Origin of the sequence: Burkholderia sp. 28_3 (assembly GCF_003253915.1) — a bacterium.
Classification (GTDB): Bacteria; Pseudomonadota; Gammaproteobacteria; order Burkholderiales; family Burkholderiaceae; genus Burkholderia; species Burkholderia cenocepacia.
Genome location: NZ_QKZF01000002.1, coordinates 189,467 through 208,265, shown reverse-complemented (window position 1 = coordinate 208,265; position 18,799 = coordinate 189,467). Strand labels below are relative to the sequence as shown.

The 18,799-nt window shown below is 68.5% G+C and carries 16 protein-coding genes; 8 read left to right on the top strand and 8 right to left on the bottom strand.

The features are described 5' to 3' along the window. Positions 1-68: 68 nt before the first annotated feature. Entirely contained in the window at positions 69-620 is a 552-nt protein-coding gene (locus tag DFS13_RS05660; protein ID WP_058902154.1) for a cob(I)yrinic acid a,c-diamide adenosyltransferase, read from the bottom strand. Between the two features lie 136 nt (positions 621-756). Between DFS13_RS05660 and DFS13_RS05655 the strand changes: the two genes are divergently transcribed. The 6 genes from DFS13_RS05655 (at position 757) to proC (ending at position 7,896) form a co-directional block, all read left to right on the top strand. Continuing rightward, positions 757-2,166 (top strand): FAD-binding oxidoreductase, encoded by a 1,410-nt coding sequence (locus DFS13_RS05655; RefSeq protein ID WP_034201002.1) that lies wholly within the window; start codon positions 757-759, stop codon positions 2,164-2,166. 37 nt (positions 2,167-2,203) lie between these two features. Further along, on the top strand, positions 2,204-3,697 hold the full coding sequence (locus DFS13_RS05650) for an FAD-linked oxidase C-terminal domain-containing protein (RefSeq protein WP_006492994.1): 1,494 nt from the start codon (positions 2,204-2,206) through the stop codon (positions 3,695-3,697). 183 nt (positions 3,698-3,880) lie between these two features. Continuing rightward, positions 3,881-4,969, top strand: a complete 1,089-nt coding sequence (glcE, locus tag DFS13_RS05645) for a glycolate oxidase subunit GlcE (RefSeq protein WP_006488938.1) — start codon at positions 3,881-3,883, stop codon at positions 4,967-4,969. Positions 4,970-4,976: 7 nt separating this feature from the next. Then, on the top strand, positions 4,977-6,203 hold the full coding sequence (gene glcF, locus DFS13_RS05640) for a glycolate oxidase subunit GlcF (RefSeq protein ID WP_059721649.1): 1,227 nt from the start codon (positions 4,977-4,979) through the stop codon (positions 6,201-6,203). Positions 6,204-6,331: 128 nt separating this feature from the next. Continuing rightward, positions 6,332-7,030 (top strand): YggS family pyridoxal phosphate-dependent enzyme, encoded by a 699-nt coding sequence (locus tag DFS13_RS05635; protein ID WP_006497504.1) that lies wholly within the window; start codon positions 6,332-6,334, stop codon positions 7,028-7,030. Between the two features lie 53 nt (positions 7,031-7,083). After that, positions 7,084-7,896 carry a pyrroline-5-carboxylate reductase gene (gene proC / locus DFS13_RS05630; RefSeq protein ID WP_006492995.1) on the top strand — a complete coding sequence of 271 codons (813 nt, stop codon included), beginning with the start codon at positions 7,084-7,086 and terminating at the stop codon, positions 7,894-7,896. Positions 7,897-7,997: 101 nt separating this feature from the next. Here the strand turns inward: proC and ubiA are convergent, their stop codons facing one another. The 7 genes from ubiA to recG form a co-directional block, all read right to left on the bottom strand. Then, positions 7,998-8,861 carry a 4-hydroxybenzoate octaprenyltransferase gene (gene ubiA, locus DFS13_RS05625; protein WP_034201004.1) on the bottom strand — a complete coding sequence of 288 codons (864 nt, stop codon included), beginning with the start codon at positions 8,859-8,861 and terminating at the stop codon, positions 7,998-8,000. Between the two features lie 206 nt (positions 8,862-9,067). Further along, a complete protein-coding gene (gene dpsA, locus DFS13_RS05620) occupies positions 9,068-9,556 on the bottom strand; it encodes a non-specific DNA-binding protein DpsA (RefSeq protein WP_006483665.1) in 489 nt (162 codons plus the stop codon). Positions 9,557-9,694: 138 nt separating this feature from the next. After that, positions 9,695-9,865, bottom strand: coding sequence for a hypothetical protein (locus tag DFS13_RS40205; RefSeq protein ID WP_006483662.1), 171 nt, complete (start codon positions 9,863-9,865; stop codon positions 9,695-9,697). Positions 9,866-9,975: 110 nt separating this feature from the next. Beyond that, on the bottom strand, positions 9,976-12,162 hold the full coding sequence (gene katG / locus DFS13_RS05615; protein WP_111441440.1) for a catalase/peroxidase HPI: 2,187 nt from the start codon (positions 12,160-12,162) through the stop codon (positions 9,976-9,978). 101 nt (positions 12,163-12,263) lie between these two features. Then, entirely contained in the window at positions 12,264-12,392 is a 129-nt protein-coding gene (locus tag DFS13_RS40760) for a hypothetical protein (RefSeq protein ID WP_006483667.1), read from the bottom strand. A 394-nt stretch (positions 12,393-12,786) separates the two neighbouring features. Continuing rightward, positions 12,787-13,746, bottom strand: a complete 960-nt coding sequence (locus DFS13_RS05610; RefSeq protein WP_006483664.1) for a LysR substrate-binding domain-containing protein — start codon at positions 13,744-13,746, stop codon at positions 12,787-12,789. A 136-nt stretch (positions 13,747-13,882) separates the two neighbouring features. Further along, positions 13,883-16,195, bottom strand: coding sequence for an ATP-dependent DNA helicase RecG (gene recG, locus DFS13_RS05605; protein WP_049004741.1), 2,313 nt, complete (start codon positions 16,193-16,195; stop codon positions 13,883-13,885). Between the two features lie 167 nt (positions 16,196-16,362). Here recG and queA point away from each other — a divergent pair, with 167 nt between their 5' ends. Beyond that, the gene (gene queA, locus DFS13_RS05600) at positions 16,363-17,430 is read left to right on the top strand and encodes a tRNA preQ1(34) S-adenosylmethionine ribosyltransferase-isomerase QueA (RefSeq protein WP_006482460.1); all 1,068 of its coding nucleotides are present in this window, start codon (positions 16,363-16,365) and stop codon (positions 17,428-17,430) included. Positions 17,431-17,547: 117 nt separating this feature from the next. Continuing rightward, positions 17,548-18,735 carry a tRNA guanosine(34) transglycosylase Tgt gene (gene tgt / locus DFS13_RS05595; protein ID WP_006497510.1) on the top strand — a complete coding sequence of 396 codons (1,188 nt, stop codon included), beginning with the start codon at positions 17,548-17,550 and terminating at the stop codon, positions 18,733-18,735. Positions 18,736-18,799 lie beyond the last annotated feature (64 nt).

Sequence of the window (18,799 nt, the reverse complement as noted above, 5' to 3'; positions counted from 1 at the left end):
ACAATACATGTTTAAAAACGGACGTCCCCCGGGCAAATTGTCGCAGTGCGCAAAAACGCGACGGCGGGCTAGCGGACGCGCCCGCGCTCCCACAGCACGTCGGCGCCGCCGCCGGCGCGGTTCAGCACGCGCGCCAGCACGAACAGCAGGTCGGACAGCCGGTTCACGTACCGCCGCGGTGCGTCATTGAGCGTGTCGCTACGCCCGAGCGCGACGATCGAGCGCTCCGCACGGCGGCACACGGTGCGGCAGACGTGCGCGAGCGACGCCGCGCGCGAGCCGGCCGGCAGGATGAATTCCTTCAGCGGCGGCAGCGTCGCGTTGTAGTCGGCAAGCCACCGGTCGAGCCGGGCGAGATGCGTGTCGTCGAGCACCGCGTGGCCGGGAATGCACAGCTCGCCGCCGAGATCGAACAGGTCGTGCTGGATCGTGACGAGCGCCGTGCGGACGTCGTCCGGCAGCGTCTCGGCCAGCAGCACGCCGAGATTCGAGTTCAGTTCGTCGACGTCGCCGATCGCGGCGATCCTCGCGTCGTCCTTGCCGATGCGCCGCCCGTCGCCGAGGCCGGTGGTGCCGTCGTCGCCCGTGCGCGTCGCGATCTTGCTCAAGCGGTTGCCCATGCGAATGTCCTCTCGTGCGCGGCCGCCACGCGGCCCGGTTGGCTGGAACGCGATTATCGCAGCCCGCGGCGGCAGGCGCAGCGGACGTTACAGCGTAGAATGGGCCGACAGTTCGACAAGCAGTCAGGAGACGTTCGTGAATCACCCTGCCCCGCCGGCCGCCACGCGCCGCCCGCTGCCCCCCGCCATGCTCGATGCACTGCGCGCCGCCTTCGGCGAGCGCGTGTCGACCGCCGACGCGGTCCGCGCCCATCACGGCCGCGACGAATCCCCGTTCGATCCGCAACTGCCCGACGCCGTCGTGTTCGCGCACAGCACCGACGACGTGCGCGAGGTCGTGTCGCTGTGCTCGCTCTACAGCGTGCCGCTGATTCCGTACGGCGCCGGCTCGTCGCTCGAAGGCCACCTGCTCGCGGTGCGCGGCGGCGTGTCGCTCGACCTGTCCGAAATGAACCGCGTGCTGTCGATCAACGCCGAAGACCTGACCGTGACGGTCGAGCCGGGCATCACGCGCAAGGCGCTCAACGAAGCGCTGCGCGACACCGGCCTGTTCTTCCCGATCGATCCGGGCGCCGACGCCAGCATCGGCGGGATGACCGCGACCCGCGCATCGGGCACCAACGCCGTACGCTACGGCACGATGCGCGAGAACGTGCTCGGCCTGACCGCGGTGCTCGCGGACGGCCGCGTGGTGAAAACCGGCTCGCGCGCGCGCAAGTCGTCGGCCGGCTACGACCTCACGCGCCTGTTCGTCGGGTCCGAAGGCACGCTCGGCGTGATCACCGAGATCACGCTGCGCCTGCACCCGCTGCCCGAGGCCGTGTCGGCCGCGATCTGCACGTTCCCGACGATGGGCGACGCGGTGCGCACGGTGATCGAGACGATCCAGATCGGCGTGCCGATCGCGCGCGTCGAATTCGTCGATGCGCTTGCGGTGCGCTCGATCAACCGTCACTCGAACCTGACGCTGACCGAGGCGCCGACGCTGTTCTTCGAGTTCCACGGCACCGATGCCGGCGTGAAGGAACAGGCCGAACTCGTGCAGGCGCTCGCCGGCCAGAACGCCGGCCAGGGCTTCGAATGGGCGACCCGTCCCGAGGATCGCACGCGGCTCTGGTCCGCACGCCACAACGCGTACTTCGCGATGCTGCAGTTGAAGCCCGGCTGCCGCGCGGTGACGACCGACGTGTGCGTGCCGATCTCGCAGCTCGCCGCGTGCGTCGAGGAAACCGAGGTCGACCTGCGCGCGTCGTCGCTGCCCTGTCCGATCGTCGGCCACGTCGGCGACGGCAATTTCCACGTCGCGATCCTGATCGATCCCGACAAGCCCGAGGAACTCGCCGAAGCCGAACACATCAACGACCGGATCGTCGAGCGCGCGCTGCGCCTGGGGGGCACCTGCACGGGCGAGCACGGCGTCGGGCTGCACAAGATGCGCTTCCTGCCGAAGGAGCACGGCGACAACGCGATCGACACGATGCGCGCGATCAAGCTCGCGCTCGATCCACGCAACCTGATGAATCCAGGCAAGATTTTCACGTGCTGACCGGCGGCGCGAGCTCGCGCCTCACGCAGGAGACTTCATGAACGCTCCCGTCGAACTGTCGAGCGCCGCACGCGCGCAGCGCCAGCGCGAAGTCGTGCAGGCGCTGATGGCCGTGCTGCCGACGCACTGCCTGCTGTACCGCGACGAGGACACGGCGCCGTACGAATGCGACGGCCTGTCCGCGTACCGCCGGCTGCCGCTCGCGGTCGCGCTGCCCGAGACGGAATCGCAAGTGCAGCGGATCGTGCAGATCTGCCGCCGCATGGAAGTGCCGATCGTGCCGCGCGGCGCCGGCACGAGCCTGTCGGGCGGCGCGCTGCCGATCGCGCTCGGCGTCGTGCTGTCGCTCGCGCGCTTCACGCGCATCGTCGAAGTCGACCCGTACGCGCGCACGGCGACCGTGCAGCCCGGCGTGCGCAACCTCGCGATCTCGGAAGCGGCCGCGCCGTACGGCCTGTATTACGCGCCCGATCCGTCGTCGCAGATCGCGTGCACGATCGGCGGCAACGTCGCGGAAAACTCCGGCGGCGTCCACTGCCTGAAATACGGGCTGACCGTGCACAACGTGATGCGCGTGCGCGCGGTGACGATCGACGGCGAGGTCGTCGAATTCGGCTCGCTCGCGCTCGACATGCCGGGCCTCGACCTGCTCGCGGTGATGATCGGCAGCGAAGGGATGTTCGCGATCGTCACCGAGGTCACGGTGCGGCTGATCCCCAAGCCGCAGACCGCGCAGCTCGTGATGGCGAGCTTCGACGACGTCGTCAAGGGCGGCGAGGCGGTGGCAGCGATCATCGCGTCGGGCATCATCCCGGCCGGGCTCGAGATGATGGACAAGCCGGCCACGCAGGCCGTCGAGGCGTTCACGCACGCGGGCTACGACCTCGACGCGAAGGCGATCCTGCTGTGCGAATCGGACGGCACGCCGGAAGAAGTCGCCGAGGAAATCGTGCGGATGACGGCCGTGCTGCGCGAACACGGCGCGACGCGCATCCAGGTGTCGCGCAACGAACATGAACGGCTGCGCTTCTGGTCCGGCCGCAAGAACGCGTTCCCGGCCGCCGGGCGCATTTCCGCCGATTACTACTGCATGGACGGCACCGTGCCGCGCCGCGCGATCGGCCCGCTGCTCGCGCGCATCGAGCAGCTCGAAACGCGCTACGGGCTGCGCTGCATCAACGTGTTCCATGCGGGCGACGGCAACATGCATCCGCTGATCCTGTACAACGCGAACGATCCGGACGAGCTGCACCGCGCCGAGCAGTTCGGCGCGGAAATCCTCGAATGCTGCGTGGAATTCGGCGGCAGCGTGACGGGCGAGCACGGTGTCGGCATCGAAAAACTCAATTCGATGTGCGTGCAGTTCTCGCCGCAGGAGCGCGACGCGTTCTTCGCGGTCAAGCGCGCGTTCGATCCGGCCGGGCTGCTGAACCCGGACAAGGGCATCCCGACCCGTGCGCGCTGCGCGGAATACGGTCGCCAGCACGTGCGCGGCGGGCTGCTGCCACGCCCCGACCTGCCGCGCTTCTGAGCGGCGTGCGGGCCGTGGCCCGCACCGGTGGCCGCGGTCCGCGGGTCTGCCGCGCCCGCGCGGCGCGTTCGCGCGCCGGCGCGAGCCTGCCGCACGCGATACGGGGCTTAGGGATAGTCGCGATGTGGAATCGCGCCACCCCGGTACAATCGACCGGACAACGAGACGAGAAAGCAACGGAACATGGAAGAGGACGACATCGTCGCCGGATGGGCCGAGCGCATCCGCGCCGCCAGTGCCGACGGCCGGCCGCTGCGGATTCGCGGCGGCGGCACCAAGGACTGGTACGGCCAGGCGCTCGAGGGCGAAATACTCGACACGCGCGCGTTTCAGGGCGTCGTGTCGTACGACCCGGCCGAACTCGTCGTCACGGTCCGCGCGGGCACGCCGCTCGCGCAGCTTGAAACCGTCCTCGCCGAGTGCGGCCAGATGCTGCCGTTCGAACCGCCGCATTTCGGGCGCGCGGCCACCGTCGGCGGCTGCGTCGCAGCCGGTCTCGCGGGCCCGCGCCGCGCCACCTGCGGCGCTCCGCGCGATTTCGTGCTCGGCACTACGCTGATGAACGGCCGCGGCGAGATGCTGCGCTTCGGCGGGCAGGTGGTGAAGAACGTCGCCGGCTACGACGTGTCGCGGCTGATGGCCGGCGCGCTCGGTACGCTCGGGCTGATGCTCGACCTGTCGATCAAGGTGCTGCCGATGCCCGTCGCCGAAGTCACGCTGAAGTTCGAGATGACCGCGACCGACGCGGTGCGCAAGCTCAACGAATGGGGCGGCCATCCGCTGCCGGTCAGCGCGAGCGCGTGGCGCAACGGCACGCTCGTGCTGCGCCTGTCGGGCGCGGAAGCCGCCGTCAAATCCGCGAAAACGCTGCTCGGCGGCGAAGTCGTCGACGCGGTCGAGGCCGAGCGCTTCTGGTCCGGCCTGCGCGAGCACACCGACCCGTTCTTCAACGGCATCCCGCCCGGCTACGCGCTGTGGCGCCTGTCGCTGCCGTCGATCACCGAACCGATGCACCTGCCGGGCACCCAGTTGATGGAATGGGGCGGCGCGCAGCGCTGGTGGATCACCGACGCCGACGCGCAAACCGTGCGCATGAGCGCGAAGCAGGCCGGCGGCCATGCGACGCTGTTCCGCGCGGGCGACACCTACGACCGCAGCGCGGGCGTGTTCACGCCGCTGCCGGCGCCAATGATGAAGATCCACCGCGGGCTGAAAAGCGCGTTCGATCCCGCGCGCATCTTCAATCGCGGCCGGCTTTACCCTGAGCTCTGAGGGCTGGATGCAAACGAATCTCGCCGATTTCATCCGCAATACGCCCGACGGCGACGAGGCCGACGCGATCCTGCGCAAGTGCGTGCACTGCGGGTTCTGCACCGCGACCTGCCCGACCTATCAACTGCTCGGCGACGAACTCGACGGCCCGCGCGGCCGCATCTACCTGATCAAGCAGATGGTCGAAGGCGCACCCGTCACGCGCAGCACGCAACAGCATCTCGACCGCTGCCTCACGTGCCGCAGTTGCGAGACGACCTGCCCGTCCGGCGTCCAGTACGGCCGGCTCGTCGAGATCGGCCGCAAGCACGTCGAGGCGCAGGTGGAGCGCCCCGCGCAGCAGCGGCTGATGCGCCGCATGCTCGCGAGCGTCGTGCCGAACGCCGCGCTGTTCTCGCCGATGATGCGGCTCGGCCAGCACGTGCGGCCGCTGCTGCCGAAGCGGCTGCGCGACAAGGTGCCGCCGCGCACGCGGCTGCTCGAATGGCCGCACCGCACGCATCCGCGCAAGATGCTGATGCTCGGCGGCTGCGTGCAGCCGTCCATGCTGCCGAACATCAACATCGCGACCGCGCGCGTGCTGGACGCGCTCGGCATCGAGACGGTCGTCGCGCCGGACGCGGGCTGCTGCGGCGCGATCCGCCTGCACCTGAACTATCACGACGAAGCGCTCGACGACGCACGTCGCAACATCGACGCGTGGTGGCCCCACGTCGAACAGGGCGCCGAGGCGATCGTGATGAACGCGTCGGGCTGCGGCGCGACGGTGCTCGAGTACGCGCACCTGCTGCGCGACGATCCGGCCTACGCGGAGAAGGCGCAGCGCATCGTGTCGCTGACGCGCGACATCTCCGACGTGCTGCTCGCGTTCGAGGCCGAACTCGCGACGATCGCGCGGCGCCGCGCGATCCATACGGTCGCCTACCACCCGCCGTGCACGCTGCAGCACGGTCAACAATCGCGCGGCAAGGTCGAGCGCCTGCTGGAGACGCTCGGCATCGACGTGCGGCTGCCGGCCGACAGCCACCTGTGCTGCGGCTCGGCCGGCACCTACTCGCTGACGCAGCCGTCGCTGTCGTACCGGTTGCGCAAGCAGAAGCTGCTGAAGCTCCAGGCGCTCGAGCCGCAGATGATCGTGTCCGGCAACGTCGGCTGCATCGCGCACCTGCAAAGCGGCACGCAGGTGCCGGTCGCCCACTGGGTCCAGCTCGTCGAGCATCTGCTGTACGGCTAGGGGCTGTTCGCGCCCATAACGGGCGCGCGCGGCGTCCGTATAATGAGCGGATCGATGCGCCGCAGATCGCGACGCATCGGCTTCATGCCCGCTTCCGTGCCGCTCCCGTGCCTGCTTCCGTGCCCGTCATGTCCGATCTCGCCGCCCGTCTCGACTCCGTTCACCGCCGCATCGCCGACGCCGCCCGCGCGGCCGGCCGCGATCCCGCCACCGTCGCGCTGCTCGCCGTGTCGAAGACGTTTCCGGCCGACGACGTGCGCGCCGCGCATGCGGCCGGCCAACGCGCCTTCGGCGAAAACTACGTGCAGGAATCGATCGACAAGATCGACGCGCTCGCCGACCTGCGCGCGAGCCTCGAATGGCATTTCATCGGCCCGCTGCAATCGAACAAGACGCGCCCCGTCGCCGAGCGCTTCGACTGGGTCCATTCGGTCGACCGGCTGAAGATCGCGCAGCGCCTGTCGGAACAGCGCCCCGCGCACCTGCCGCCGCTCAACGTGTGCGTGCAGGTGAACATCAGCGGCGAGGCGTCGAAGAGCGGCGTCGCGCCGGCCGACGTGGCCGAAGTCGCGCGGGCGGTCGCCGCGCTGCCGTCGCTGCGGCTGCGCGGCCTGATGGCGATTCCCGAACCGGCCGACGACCCCGACGCGCAACGCGCGCCGCATCGCGCGCTGCGCGCGTTGTTCGACACGTTGCGCGCCGACGGCCTGCCGCTCGACACGCTGTCGATGGGCATGTCCGCCGATCTCGATGCCGCCGTGCTCGAAGGCGCGACGATCGTGCGCGTCGGCACCGCGATCTTCGGCGCGCGCGATTACTCGCACTGAACGCCGCGCCCTTTTCCGCCTTTCCGTTCACTCACTCGCTCATTCCCGACATCATGAAAATCGCATTCATCGGCGGCGGCAACATGGCCGCGGCCCTGATCGGCGGCCTGATCAAGCGCGGCGTCGCCGCGGACGGCCTGTATGCCATCGACGTCAACGAAGAAGTCCGCGCGCGCGCGGCACAGCAATTCGGCGTGCACACCGGCGCGGCGATCGACGCGACGCTCGCCGATTACGACGCGATCGTGCTCGCGGTGAAGCCGCAGGTGCTGCACGACGTCGCGCAGGCGCTGGCGCCGCACCTGAAGTCGCAGCTCGTGATCAGCATCGCGGCCGGCATCCGCGGCACGGATCTCGCCCGCTGGCTCGGCGGCTACGCGCGCGTCGTGCGCACGATGCCGAACACGCCGGCGCTGGTCGGCATGGGCGTGACGGGCCTGGCCGCGCTGCCGGGCGTCGACGCCGCCGGCCGCGAACTCGCGTCGAACGTGCTCGGCGCGGTCGGCGAGATCGTGTGGTTCGACGACGAAGCGCAGCTCGATGCGGTCACCGCGATTTCGGGCAGCGGCCCCGCGTACGTGTTCTATTTCATCGAAGCGCTGCAGGAAGCCGCGCGCCGCCTCGGCATGAACGACGAGCAGGGCCGCGCGCTCGCGGTCGCGACGTTCACCGGCGCCGCGCAACTGGCCGCGCAGTCGGGCGAGCCGGCCAGCGTGCTGCGCGAACGCGTGACGTCGAAGGGCGGCACGACGGCCGCCGCGCTCGCGGCGTTCGACGCGCAGGGCGTGAAGGAAGCGATCGTGCGCGGCGCGCTCGCGGCCGAAGCACGCGCGAAGGAAATGGGCGACGAGCTCGGCCGCGCGTAAGCGTGACGGCGGCGCCGGTCATGCCGGCGCCGGATGTAAAAAAAGCGACCGTCAGGTCGCTTTTTCGTTGGCGCCGCGAGAAAGAGCGCGCGGTGTGTCGTTCAGTTGCCCGCCAGCAGGTAATGCGCGGCGATGCCCGCGAACAGCACGCCGCCCAGCCAGTTGTTGTGGCGGAACGCCGCGAAGCACGGCATCCGTTCGCGGTCCTTGATCAGCGTGTAGTGATACAACGCGCAGCCGAGCGCCGCCGCCCAGCCCACCCAGTACGCGGGACCGAAGCCGAGCGTCACGCCGATCCACACGTAGATGCCGAGCGTCATCGCGTAGCACGCCATCACGGCCGCGACGTCGAAACGGCCGAACGTCAGCGCGGACGTGCGGATGCCGATCTTGATGTCGTCGTCGCGATCGACCATCGCATATTCGGTATCGTACGCGACCGACCAGAAGATGTTCGCGACCAGCATCACCCACGCCAGCATCGGCACCGTATCCTGCACGGCCGCGAACGCCATCGGGATGCCGAAGCCGAACGCGATGCCGAGATACGCCTGCGGAATCGCGAAGAAGCGCTTCATGAACGGATAGGAGCCGGCGACGAACAGCGCGACGACCGACAATTGTTTCGTCAGCGTATTGAGCGGCAGGATCAGCAAAAACGCGATGAACGACAGCCCGACCGCGATCGCGACGGCTTCCCATGCGTGGATCTTGCCGGACGTCAGCGGCCGGTCGGCCGTGCGCTTCACGTGACGGTCGAAATCGCGGTCGGCGTAGTCGTTCATCGCGCAGCCGGCCGAGCGCATCAGCAGCGTGCCGAGCGTGAAGATCACGAGCAGCGGCCAGCGCGGGTGGCCGTCCGACGCGATCCACAGCGCGTTGAGCGTCGGCCACAGCAGCAGCAGGCTGCCGATCGGCTTGTCCATCCGGACGAGCCGCAGATACAGGGGAAAGCGGGCAAGCATGGCGAAGCACCGGGAAGAGAATCCCGGCATTTTAGAGCCGAGCGGTGCTTCGCGTCATGTCGGCACGACCCGCCGCCGGTGACCGCAGCGGGCCGGCGGGCCGCCGCGACCCGCTACGCGCGGCCACACAGCGGTGCGCATCAATCCGGGGACAGATGCAAAGCCGCTCCGAAGCAGGCCGGCTGCCGTCCCCGGCCGCGTGCGGCTTACGCGAGCAGCGACCGCAGCATCCATGCGGTCTTTTCATGCGTCTGCAGGCGCTGGGTCAGCAGGTCCGCGGTCGGCTCGTCGCTCGCCGCATCGGCGATCGGGAAGATTTCACGCGCGGTGCGCACGACCGCCTCGTGCCCTTCGACGAGCTGACGGATCATTTCCTCGGCGGCCGGCACGCCCTTCGCTTCCGGCACCGACGACAGTTTCGCGAACTCGCCGAACGTGCCGGGCGCGACGACACCCAGCGTGCGAATGCGTTCCGCGACGGAATCGACCGCGAGCCACAGTTCGTTGTACTGCTCCTCGAACATCAGGTGCAGCGTGTTGAACATCGGTCCGGTCACGTTCCAGTGGAAATTGTGGGTCTTCAGGTACAGCGAAAACGTATCGGCTAGCAGGCGCGACAGGCCGTCCGCGATGTTCTTGCGGTCCTTGTCGCTGATACCGATGTTGATCTGCGTGGCGTTGCCTTTCTTGGCCATCTTCGGGACTCCTCATTCGAAATGTTGAACCGGCGAAAATGCGTCGAGCAATCCGCATGCCGCGTCGCGCGGCATCCGTTCGCGACTCGCCAGTCTAGCGTCGCGAAATCGTCGCTGCCCTCGCTGCCATCGTTGTCGTCAGCCGCCTGCGGCCGACACGACCGGCGCGAGCGCGTGCAGCGCCTGCGAGACCAGCTCCACCGCCCCGCCGACGACGATCGCGAAGCCGACGGCGTAGCGCGCCAGTTCGACCGGCGAGCGCAGAATGGGCGACGCGGCGGCACGCATGTTGAGCATCATTTGCGTCATGGTCACTCCTTCGACAAGACATCGTTCAGAGAAGAAACGGCCGGTCGTTCGACCGGCCGTTTCAGGTTACTGCATCACTGCTTTACTGCATCACCGCATCACGGCCAGGTTCATGCGAGGTCGAAGCGGTCGAGGTTCATCACCTTGTTCCAGGCGGCGACGAAGTCGCGCACGAACTTCTCCTGCGCATCCGCGCTGCCGTACACCTCGGCCAGCGCGCGCAGTTGCGAGTGCGAGCCGAAGATCAGGTCGACGCGCGTGCCCGTCCACTTGACCGCGCCCGTCGCGCGATCGCGCCCTTCGAACACGTCGTTCGCGGCCGACACCGGCTTCCATTCCGTGCGCATGTCGAGCAGGTTCGCGAAGAAGTCGTTCGACAGCGTGCCCGGACGATCGGTGAACACGCCGTGCTTCGAGTCGCCGACGTTCGCGCCGAGCACGCGCAAGCCGCCGACCAGCACGGTCATCTCCGGCGCCGTCAACGTCAGCAGTTGCGCCTTGTCGACCAGCAGCGCCTCGGCCGGCGTCTTGTACGGGTGCTTCAGGTAGTTGCGGAACCCGTCGGCGAGCGGCTCGAGCACGGCCATCGCGTCGACGTCGGTTTCTTCCTGCGACGCATCCATCCGGCCCGGCGCGAACGGCACCGTGATCGCGATGCCCGCGTTCTTCGCCGCCTGCTCGACGCCGGCCGCACCGGCCAGCACGATCAGGTCGGCCAGCGACACCTTCTTGCCGCCCGTCTGCGCATCGTTGAACGCCTTCTGCACGCCTTCGAGCGCTTCGAGTACCGCCGCGAGCGCCGCCGGCTGGTTCACTTCCCAGTCCTTCTGCGGCGCGAGGCGGATGCGCGCGCCGTTCGCGCCACCGCGCTTGTCCGACCCGCGGAACGTCGCCGCGGACGCCCAGGCGGTCGACACGAGCTGCGACACCGACAGGCCCGTGGCCAGCACCTTCGCCTTCAGCGCGGCGACGTCGGCGTCGTCGATCAGCGGATGATCGACGGCCGGGATCGGGTCCTGCCACAGCAGGTGTTCCGCCGGCACTTCCGGGCCGAGGTAGCGCGAGCGCGGACCCATGTCACGGTGCGTCAGCTTGAACCACGCACGTGCGAATGCGTCGGCGAATTCGGCCGGGTTCTCGTAGAAGCGGCGCGAGATCTTTTCGTAGGCCGGGTCGAAACGCAGCGACAGGTCGGTCGTCAGCATCGTCGGGCGATGCTTCTTCGACGCGTCGTACGCATCGGGAATCACCTCGTCCGCATCCTTCGCGACCCACTGGTGCGCGCCGGCCGGGCTCTTCGTGAGCTCCCACTCGTAGCTGAACAGGTGCTTGAAGAAGTCGTTGCTCCACTTCGTCGGCGTCGAGGTCCACGTGACTTCGAGGCCGCTCGTGATCGTGTCCTTGCCCTTGCCGGTGCCGAAGGTGCTCTTCCATCCGAGCCCCTGCTCCTCGAGGCCCGCGGCTTCCGGCTCGGGGCCGACGTTCGAGGCCGGGCCGGCGCCGTGCGTCTTGCCGAACGTGTGACCGCCCGCGATCAGCGCGACCGTTTCCTCGTCGTTCATCGCCATCCGCGCGAACGTCTCGCGGATGTCGTGCGCGGCGGCGACCGGGTCGGGGTTGCCGTCCGGACCTTCCGGGTTCACGTAGATCAGGCCCATCTGCACCGCGGCGAGCGGGCTTTCGAGCTCGCGCTTGCCCGTGTAGCGGCTGTTCGGGCCGCCGCTCAGTTCCAGCCAGATCTTTTCCGAGCCCCAGTAGACGTCGTCCGGTTCCCACGTGTCGACGCGGCCGCCGGCATAGCCGAACGTCTTGAAGCCCATCGATTCGAGCGCGACGTTGCCGGTCAGGATCAGCAGGTCGGCCCACGAGATGTTGCGGCCGTACTTCTGCTTGATCGGCCACAGCAGGCGGCGCGCCTTGTCGAGGCTCACGTTGTCCGGCCAGCTGTTGAGCGGCGCGAAGCGCTGCTGCCCGCCGCCCGCGCCGCCGCGGCCGTCGGCCGTGCGGTACGTGCCCGCGCTATGCCACGCCATGCGCACGAACAGACCGCCGTAGTGGCCGAAGTCGGCCGGCCACCAGTCCTGCGACGTCGTCATCAGCGCGTGCAGGTCGTGCTTCACCGCGGCGAGATCCAGCTTCTTGAACGCCTCGGCGTAGTCGAAATCCGGGTCCATCGGATCGGACAGCGCCGAATGCCGATGCAGGACGTTGAGGTTCAGCTGATTCGGCCACCAGTCCTTGTTCGTCGTGCCGCTGCCTGCGGTGTGGTTGAACGGGCACTTGGTTTCGTTCGACATGCTTTTTCTCCTTTACTTGCTCGTAGGCCCCCACGTGCCGGGCGCGGTTCGTGGAGCATTGCGGGGGGTAAGAAACGGAACAGGCGGCTTCTCCTGTCGTACTACGGGATGTCGTGCGCGGCCTTCGGCACGCGTTCCCGCTGCAACGCGCCGCAGGCGGGGCGCTCGGGGACGCGGCGGCCGGCAGTCGTCATGCCGGCGCGGCGGGTGGTTTTTCGTGTATCGGACATGCAATGCTCCCTCATGGCTTGACGGCGGGTGAATCGGGGGAACACAGAACCGGTGCGCGGCGGCACTCATCCGCCATACACACGGTCCGCCAGGTACGCGAACGCAATCGGACGCAGGCCGCGAACCGCCGCCCTGGCGCGATGTACGACCATGTCGCGCGACGGGATGTTCCGTTGCGCGTGCTGCAATACCGACCGCATCATGACATCCTCCTTTGACGTTTGCATTCAACGTGCATCCCGCACGTCGGCTACGACGCCGATCCATGTAGAGGATTGTATCTGCATCTATCAATTATTTGAATTTGATAAATTTCATCTATGCGATAGGGAAAAATAAACGGGGCCGCAAGGCCCCGTTCATCATGCCGCCACACCCGCATGCGCGGGTGCGTCAATTCATCGTGGCCGGCATGTCGAGCTTCGCGACGCCGGGCAGCTCGCAGGCAGAGATGGCGTCGCTGATCGCGTCGATCGCGGGCATCCGCGTGAAGCTCTTGCGCCATACGAGCACCACACGCCGATCGGGCACCGGTTCGTTGAACGGCACGTACGACAGCAGTTCGGCATCGGGACCGTTCGCGCGCGGGCCGATCTCGGCGACCGACATTCGCGGCAGCACCGTGATGCCGACGCCGCTCGCGACCATGTGGCGAATGGTTTCGAGCGACGAGCCCTCGAAGGTCTTCTGGATGCCGTCGGCCGTCTGCGAGAAGCGCATCAGTTCCGGACACACGCCGAGCACGTGATCGCGGAAGCAGTGGCCGTTGCCGAGCAGCAGCATGGTTTCCTGCTTCAGGTCCTCGGCGTCGATCTCGTCGCGCTTCTCCCACGGGTGGCCCGCCGGCAGCGCGACGACGAACGGCTCGTCGTACAGCGGCCGCACCATCAGGCCGGTTTCGGGGAACGGCAGCGCCATGATCGCGGCGTCGATCTCGCCCTGCTTCAGCAGTTCGAGCAGCTTCAGCGTGTAGTTCTCCTGCAGCATCAGCGGCATCTGCGGGACACGCTGGATCATCTGCTTGACGAGCGTCGGCAGCAGGTACGGCCCGATCGTGTAGATCACGCCGAGGCGGAACGGGCCGACGAGCGGGTCCTTGCCCTGCTTCGCGATCTCCTTGATCGCGAAGGTCTGCTCCAGCACGCGCTGCGCCTGGGTGACGATCTGGTCGCCGATCGGCGTCACGCTCACTTCGCTCGCGCCGCGCTCGAAAATCTGCACGTTGAGCTCGTCTTCGAGCTTCTTGATCGCCACCGAGAGCGTCGGCTGGCTCACGAAGCACGCTTCGGCCGCGCGGCCGAAATGCCGCTCGCGCGCAACCGCGACGATGTATTTCAATTCAGTCAGCGTCATTGTGGGTCAATCAGAGATATACAGGCGATAGGTTTAATTTATACACCTGTTGGCACCGGTTCGCCAAGTTTCTCTGCATCGCGAGGCGTCGATTGGCGTCGATCGGCGGCTTTCGATCCGGCCCCGGGCCGCTCGATCAGGCCTTCAGGTACTGTTCGCGCGCGCCGAGCCAGCGCGCGAGATGCTGCGTGACGACCTCCGGGTACGCGGCAATCAGCCGCGCCGCGGCCTCGCGGGCCGGGTCGATCAGCCAGCCGTCGGTCTCGAGGTTCGCGAAACGCAGCATCGCCGCGCCCGACTGGCGCGCGCCGAGGAATTCGCCCGGGCCGCGGATTTCGAGGTCGCGCCGCGCGATCTCGAAGCCGTCGGTCGTCTCGCGCATCGTCTTCAGCCGCTCGCGGCCGGTGAGCGACAGCGGCCCGCTGTACAGCAGCACGCACACCGACGCCGCGGTGCCGCGCCCGACCCGGCCGCGCAGCTGGTGCAACTGCGCGAGGCCGAAACGTTCCGCGTGCTCGATCACCATCAGCGACGCGTTCGGCACGTCGACGCCCACCTCGATCACCGTCGTCGCGACCAGCAGCTGCACTTCGTTGCGCGTGAACGCCTCCATCACGGCCGCCTTGTCGGCCGGCGACAGCCGGCCGTGCACGAGCCCGACCTTCAGCTCGGGCAGCGCCGCGGCCAGCGTCTCGTAGGTTTCGACGGCCGTCTGCAGCTGCAGCGTCTCGCTCTCCTCGATCAGCGGGCACACCCAGTACACCTGGCGCCCGGTGAGCGCGGCCTCGCGCACGCGGGCGATCACCTCGTCGCGCCGCGCGTCGCCGACGACGCGCGTCAGCACCGGCGTGCGGCCGGGCGGCAACTCGTCGATCGTCGACACTTCGAGATCCGCGTAGTACGTCATCGCGAGCGTGCGCGGAATCGGCGTGGCCGACATCATCAGCTGGTGCGGCTGAAAGTCGCGCGCGCCGTTGGCCGCGTTCGCGGCCTTCGCACGCAGCGCGAGACGCTGCTCGACGCCGAAGCGGTGCTGCTCGTCGACGATCACGAGGCCGAGCCGCGCGAATTCGACCGTGTCCTGGATGATCGCGTGCGTACCGATCACGAGCTGCGCGGTGCCGAGCGCGGCCGCCTCGATCGCCGCGCGCTTCTCCTTCGCCTTCAGGCTGCCCGCGAGCCACGCGACCGTGACGCCGAGCGGCTCGAGCCATGCGCGCAGCTTGCGCGCGTGCTGTTCCGCGAGGATTTCGGTGGGCGCCATCAGCGCGGCCTGGTAGCCGGCGTCGATCGCCTGCGTGGCGGCCAGCGCCGCGACGACCGTCTTGCCGCTGCCGACGTCGCCCTGCAGCAGCCGCTGCATCGGGTGCGCGAGCGTGAGGTCGTGCGCGATCTCGTCGACGACGCGCGCCTGCGCGCCCGTCAGCGTGAACGGCAGCGCCGCGTAAAGGCGCGTGGTCAGCGCGTCGGCATCGCGCGCGGTGCGGCGCGGCATCGCGGGCGCGGCGCGCGTGCGGCGCTCCTCGTGCGCACGCTTGAGCGACAGCTGCTGCGCGAGCAGTTCCTCGAACTTGATACGCGTCCACGCCGGATGCGAGCCGTCCATCAGCGCGGCTTCGTCGGAATCGACGCGCGGGTGGTGCAGGATGCGCACCGCCTGCTCGAGCGTCGGCACGTCGAGCGGCTTCAGGTAATCGCGCTGGATCTCCGGCGGCAAGAGCTCGGGCAGCGGCGTGCGCTCGACCGCGTTCTCGATCGCCTTGCGCAGATACGCCTGCGACACGCCGGCCGTGCTCGGGTAGACGGGCGTGAGCACCTGCGGCAGCGGCGCATCCGCTTCGACGACGCGCACGGCCGGATGCACCATCTCCATCCCGAAAAAGCCGCCGCGCACGTCGCCGCGCACGCGCAGCCGCTGGCCGACGGCCATCTGCTTGACCTGCGACCCGTAGAAATTCAGGAAGCGCAGCACGAGCTGCTCGCCGTCGTCGTCCCGGATCTTCACGACGAGCTGGCGGCGCGGCCGGTACGCGACCTCGTTGTCGAACACGACGCCTTCGGTCTGCGCGATACCGCCCGGCAGCAATTCGCCGATCGGCGTGAGCGTGGTCTCGTCCTCGTAGCGCATCGGCAGATGCAGCACGAGATCGATCGAACGCGTGAGCCCGAGCTTCGCGAGCTTGTCGGCGGTTTTCACCGGCTTGTCGGCGGCCGGCTTCTTCTTGCGCTTCGCACCGGCCGCGCCTGCCTCGTCGCTCGCGGCGGCGCCGTCGGCGTCGGGCGCGGCGGCCGCGGGCTGCGCGAGCCGGCCGTCGGCGCCGCGCTTCGGGCCGGCGCGACGCGTACCGGAGCCCGATGCGGGCGGCGCGGGCGACGCGGCATCGTCCGCGTCGAACGGATCGGCGGAATCGGCAACGGCGGCGGGAGAACGGCGTGGTGACACAGGCATCGGATCGTCTGGGTGCTTCGCAAGGCAAGTACAATAGCGGCTTTCACGTCGTCCGAACGAACGACGCCGGCCAGGCCGCGCATCCCGTCATCATAGCGGCTCGCGCGCCCCGATTACGCGTTTCCGCCCTGCCGGCGACGCCCGCCGGCCGCTTCGAACCAGCCCGCATGTTCACGCTTTCCGATTTCGATTTCAATCTGCCGCCCGAGCTGATTGCACAAACCGCGCTGCCCGATCGCACCGCGAGCCGCCTGCTCGAGGTCGACCGCAGCGTCGAGCCCGCACGCCTCGTCGACCGCCATTTCGCCGAATTGCCGTCGTGCATCGCGCCCGGCGACCTGCTCGTGTTCAACGATACCAAGGTGCTGAAGGCGCGTTTCTTCGGCCAGAAGGCCAGCGGCGGCAAGATCGAGGTGCTGATCGAGCGCGTGACCGGCACGCACACGGCGCTCGCGCAGATCCGCGCGAGCAAGTCGCCGGGCGCCGGCACGACGCTGCGTCTGGCCGACGCGTTCGACGTGACGGTCGGCGAGCGCGTCGAGCCGTTCTTCACGCTGCACTTCCCCGCGCCGTGCCTCGACCTGATCGAACAGTACGGCCGCCTGCCGCTGCCGCCGTATATCGAGCACGATCCCGATGCGACCGACGAGACGCGCTACCAGACCGTCTATGCGAGCAACCCGGGCGCGGTCGCCGCGCCGACGGCCGGGCTCCATTTCGACCAGCCGCTGCTGGAGCAGCTCGACGCGCTGGGCGTCGAGCGCGCGACGCTCACGCTGCACGTCGGCGCCGGCACGTTCCAGCCGGTGCGCGTCGACAACATCGCCGAGCACAAGATGCACAGCGAGTGGTACGACCTGCCGCAGTCGCTCGTCGACAAGATCGCCGCGACCCGCGCGCGCGGCGGCAACGTGATCGCGGTCGGCACGACGTCGATGCGCGCGCTCGAAGCCGCGGCGCGCTCGGCCGACGAAGCCGGCCGCCCGCTCGCGGCGACGCAGGCCGAAACCGACATCTTCATCACGCCCGGCTACCGTTTCCGCGTGGTCGACCGGCTCGTGACGAACTTCCACCTGCCGAAATCGACGCTGCTGATGCTGGTGTCCGCGTTCGCGGGCGTCGAGACGATCCGCGCCGCGTACCGGCACGCGATCGAAGAACGGTATCGGTTCTTCAGCTACGGCGACGCGATGCTGCTCACGCGGCGCGACACGCCGGAGGCGCCGGGCGCGTAAGCTCCGCGGGCGGCTCGTCCGCCTGGTGCGTCACCCGTTTTTTCACCGCCGCCGGGCTTCCCGGCGGCGTTTCCAACATGCGCCGGACTGTTTTCCGGTAGCGAGGAGCACGACACGATGACCGAAGGTTCATCCCACGATACGCACGCCCCCGTGCAGGACCGCCCGGCCAACGGGCTCGAATTCGAACTGCTGACGACCGACGGCCACGCGCGCCGCGGCCGCGTGAAGCTCAACCACGGCACGGTCGAAACGCCGATCTTCATGCCGGTCGGCACGTACGGCACCGTGAAGGCGATCCAGCCGCGCGAGCTGCACGAGATCAAGGCCCAGATCATCCTCGGCAACACGTTCCACCTGTGGCTGCGCCCGGGCCTCGACACGATCGACGCGCACGGCGGCCTGCACGGCTTCATGGGCTGGAACAAGCCGATCCTGACCGACTCGGGCGGCTTCCAGGTGTTCTCGCTCGGCGACCTGCGCAAGATCACCGAGGACGGCGTCACGTTCGCGTCGCCGATCAACGGCGACAAGCTGTTCCTGTCGCCGGAAGTGTCGATGCAGATCCAGAAGGTGCTGAACTCCGACGTGGTGATGCAGTTCGACGAATGCACGCCGTACGCGACCAACGGCGTGCCGACGACGCACCAGGAAGCGGCCGACTCGATGCGCATGTCGCTGCGCTGGGCGAAACGCTCGCTCGACGAATTCAACCGGCTCGGCAACCCGAACGCGCTGTTCGGGATCGTCCAGGGCGGGATGTTCGAGGACCTGCGCGACGAATCGCTCGCGGGCCTCGCGGAACTCGGTTTCCACGGCCTCGCGATCGGCGGGCTGTCGGTCGGCGAGCCGAAGGAAGACATGATGCGCGTGCTGCGCCACGTGGGCCCGAAGCTGCCGGCCAACAAGCCGCACTACCTGATGGGCGTCGGCACGCCGGAGGACCTGGTCGAAGGCGTCGCGAACGGCGTCGACATGTTCGACTGCGTGATGCCGACCCGCAACGCGCGCAACGGCTGGCTGTTCACGCGCTTCGGCGACGTGAAGATCCGCAACGCGACGCACAAGAACTCGCTGAAGCCGCTCGATTCGACCTGCACCTGCTACACGTGCCAGAACTTCTCGCGCGGCTACCTGCATCACCTGCACCGGGTCGGCGAAATCCTCGGCGCGCAGCTGAACACGATCCACAACCTGCACTACTACCTGCAGCTGATGAGCGAGATCCGCGAGGCAATCGAGACGCACACGTTCGACGCATTCCGGCAACGCTTCGCGGAGGATCGCGCGAGAGGGGTCGACTGACGGGCCGGCGGCCCGCATCGCGGCCAGTCACATAGGACGTGTACTAATTGGCCTGATCAAATCA